The organism is Acidovorax sp. (genome assembly GCF_022763525.1).
Classification (GTDB): domain Bacteria; phylum Pseudomonadota; class Gammaproteobacteria; order Burkholderiales; family Burkholderiaceae_C; genus Acidovorax.
In genome coordinates this window covers 1-3386 of the sequence record NZ_JALEGG010000127.1, presented here as the reverse complement: position 1 = coordinate 3386, position 3386 = coordinate 1, and the positions used below count along the sequence as shown (strand labels likewise).

Annotated in this window: 4 protein-coding genes; all 4 read left to right on the top strand. The window is 68.1% G+C overall.

Going from position 1 to position 3386, the window contains the following annotated elements; all coding sequences use genetic code 11:
- Window positions 1-665: ABC transporter permease (locus MRY84_RS10005; protein ID WP_291505584.1), on the top strand; the 665-nt coding region annotated here is incomplete at its 5' end.
- Window positions 666-696: 31 nt separating this feature from the next.
- Window positions 697-1590 carry an ABC transporter permease gene (locus MRY84_RS10000; RefSeq protein WP_291505583.1) on the top strand — a complete coding sequence of 298 codons (894 nt, stop codon included), beginning with the start codon at window positions 697-699 and terminating at the stop codon, window positions 1588-1590.
- Window positions 1591-1592: 2 nt separating this feature from the next.
- Window positions 1593-3239, top strand: a complete 1647-nt coding sequence (locus tag MRY84_RS09995; protein WP_291505582.1) for an ABC transporter ATP-binding protein — start codon at window positions 1593-1595, stop codon at window positions 3237-3239.
- 39 nt (window positions 3240-3278) lie between these two features.
- Window positions 3279-3386 (top strand): isocitrate/isopropylmalate family dehydrogenase (locus MRY84_RS09990; protein WP_291505585.1); only part of this gene is annotated, 108 nt, incomplete at its 3' end.

Genomic DNA, 3386 nt, shown 5'->3' with positions numbered 1-3386 from the left:
GCCTGCCCAACTCGCTGCAGTTGGCCGCGGTGACGGCGCTGTTCTCGGTGCCGATTGCGCTGTTTTTTGGCATCCTTTCGGCGGTGCTGCGCGGCTCGTGGCTGGACCGTATCGCGTCCAGCCTCTCGGTGGCGGTGGTTTCTGTGCCCGAATTCCTGGTGGCCACGCTGGCGGTGCTGGTGTTTGCCGTGCAGCTGCGCTGGCTGCCAGCGCTCTCGTACGTGAACGATATCGAATCGCTAGGACAGCTGCTGCGCGCCTATGCCATGCCCGTGCTCAGCCTGTGCTGCGTGATCGTGGCGCAGATGATGCGCATGACACGCGCCGCCGTGATCGATCAGCTCGAAGCGCCCTACATCGAAATGGTGCGCCTCAAGGGGGCATCGCCGCTGCGCATGGTGCTGGCCCACGCGCTGCCCAACGCTGTGGGGCCGATCGCCAACGCGGTGGCGCTGTCGCTTTCCTATCTGCTGGGCGGGGTGATCGTGATCGAGACCATCTTCAACTACCCCGGCATCGCCAAGCTCATGGTGGACGGCGTGACCCAGCGCGACATGCCGCTGGTGCAGGCCTGCGCCATGATTTTCTGCACGGGCTACCTGCTGCTGGTCACGCTCGCCGATGTTTGCGGAATTCTGGCTAACCCGCGCCTGCGCCACCGCTGATGCGTGCCCCATCACCTTGGAGATTTTTCTGATGCATACGCTTCCTTCCTCTCCTACGCCGGGTGCCACACCGCTGGCCGCCAAGGGCCGCAGCCGGGCGTTGCGCTGGCTCGGCGGTTTCGGGTTCACCGGCCTCGTCGGCCTGGGTGTACTGCTGTTCTGGCTGCTGGCTGCGTTGGTGGGGCCGGCCCTGTTGCCCCGCCATCTGGTGGACCTGCAGGCCTCTGTGGTCTATGCGCCCATCGACGCGCAGCACTGGCTGGGCACGGACTATCTGGGCCGCGACATGCTGGTGCGGGTGGTGCAGGGCGCCCGCTACACCGTGGGCGTGGCCCTGGTCGCCACGCTGATCGCGTGCAGCACCGGCACGCTGCTGGCGCTGTTGGCCGCGGCCACCGGCTCGTGGCTGGATGCCTTCATCAGCCGCCTGCTGGACACGCTCACTTCCATCCCCAGCAAGATGTTCGCGCTGGTGCTGGTGGCCGGCTTCGGCTCGTCCATCGGCATGCTGGTGTTCACCGCAGCGCTGCTGTACGTGCCGGGCGCCTTCCGCATCGCGCGCTCGCTGGCCGTGAACATCAACGCGCTGGATTACGTGACGGTGGCCCGCACACGCGGCGAGGGCACGCTGTACATCATGCTGCGCGAGATCCTGCCCAACATCATCGGCCCCATCCTGGCCGACATGGGCCTGCGCTTTGTGTACGTGGTGCTGCTGCTGGCCAGCCTGAGCTTTCTGGGCCTGGGCATCCAGCCGCCCGAGGCGGACTGGGGCTCGCTGGTGCGCGAGAACGTGGGCGCCTTGCCCGACGGCAGTGCCGCCGTGATTGCGCCGGCACTGGCCATCGCCAGCCTGACCATCGCGGTCAATCTGGTCATCGACAACCTGCCGGGCCGCGCGGCCCACGAACGCAAGGGGGGCTGATCATGGGAGCTTCAGTCATTGTGAAAGACCTGCACATCACCGCAGGCGACCAGACCCTAGTGGACCACCTGAACTTCGCCATCGAGCCCGGTGAGGTGCTGGCGCTCATCGGCGAATCCGGCTCGGGCAAGACGACCACGGCACTCGCGCTGATGGGCTATGCGCGGCATGGCTGCGCCATCTCGGGTGGCAGCGTGCGCATCGGCGACATCGATGTGCTGGGCCTGTCGCCGGCGGGCCAGCGGGCGCTGCGGGGCCGCACCGTGTCGTACATCGCGCAGAGCGCGGCGGCGTCGTTCAACCCCTCGCGCACCATCATGGACCAGGTGGTGGAGCCCACGCGCATCCACGGCACCATGCCGCGCGCCGAGGCCGAGGCCAAGGCCGTGCAGCTGTTCCGCGAACTGGCGCTGCCCAACCCCGAGACCATCGGCCAGCGCTACCCGCACCAGGTGTCGGGCGGGCAGCTGCAGCGGCTGATGGCAGCCATGGCCCTCATCACCGAGCCGGACCTGGTGATCCTGGACGAGCCCACCACCGCGCTGGATGTGACCACGCAGATCGAGGTGCTGCGTGCCTTCCGCCGCGTGGTGCGCGAGCGCCGCGCCACGGCCGTGTACGTGAGCCACGACCTGGCCGTGGTGGCACAGATGGCGGACCACATCCTGGTGCTGCGCGGTGGCCAGATGCAGGAGGTGAATTCCACCGCGCAGATCCTGGCGCAGCCCGCACACGAGTACACCCAAAGCCTGCTGGCTGCGGCCCGCCCTGCGCCGCGTGCCGCCGAGCACTGCAAGGGCGAGGGCGAACTGCTGCTGGAGGTGCGCGAACTCTCGGCCGGTTACGGCCCGGTCGACGCGCAGGGCCAGCCTTCCGCGCTGATCCTGGAAGACATCAACTTCAAGCTCTACCGGGGCCAGGCCATTGGGGTCATCGGCGAATCCGGGTCGGGCAAGACCACGCTGGCGCGGGCGGTGGCGGGGCTCATCGCGCCCTGCAAGGGCAGCATGCTCTTCAAGGGCCATGCGCTCAAGCCCGACCTGCGCCAGCGCAGCAAGGAGGATTTGCGGCAGATCCAGATCGTGTTCCAGATGGCGGACACGGCGCTGAACCCCTCGCAAACCATCGAGCGCATCCTGGCGCGACCGTTGCAGTTCTACAAGGGCCTGCAGGGGCCCGCGCTGCAGCGTCGCATTCACGAACTGCTGGACCTGGTGCGGCTTCCGCATTCAGTGGCCCCGCGCCTGCCCGGCGGCCTGTCTGGCGGGCAGAAGCAGCGTGTGAATCTGGCGCGCGCGCTGGCGGCCGAGCCCGACCTGATCCTGTGCGACGAAGTGACCTCGGCGTTGGACACCGTGGTGGGCGCCGCCGTGCTGGACCTGATGGCCGACCTGCGCCGCGAGCTGGGCGTGTCGTACCTGTTCATCAGCCACGACCTGCACACCGTGCGCGCCGTGTGCGACGAAATCATCGTCATGCAGCACGGTCGCAAGCTCGATCAGGTGGCGCGCGCTGACTTTGACCGCGGCCCGCACCACCCGTACTACGAACTGTTGGCTGCCTCGGTGCCTGAGCTGCGCCAAGGCTGGCTGGAGGAGCGCGACCAGCAGGCCACCCGCGCGGCCGCACCCCTGGCCCTCGCCGCATGAGTCCTGCCTGATGACTGCCCCCAGAAAGGAGCACCGTCCATGAACCCGATCTTCCGCATCGCCGTCCTCCCCGGAGACGGCATCGGCAAGGAAGTCATGCCCGAAGGCCTGCGCGTGGTGCAGGCCGCCGCCGCCCGCTTTGGCTTT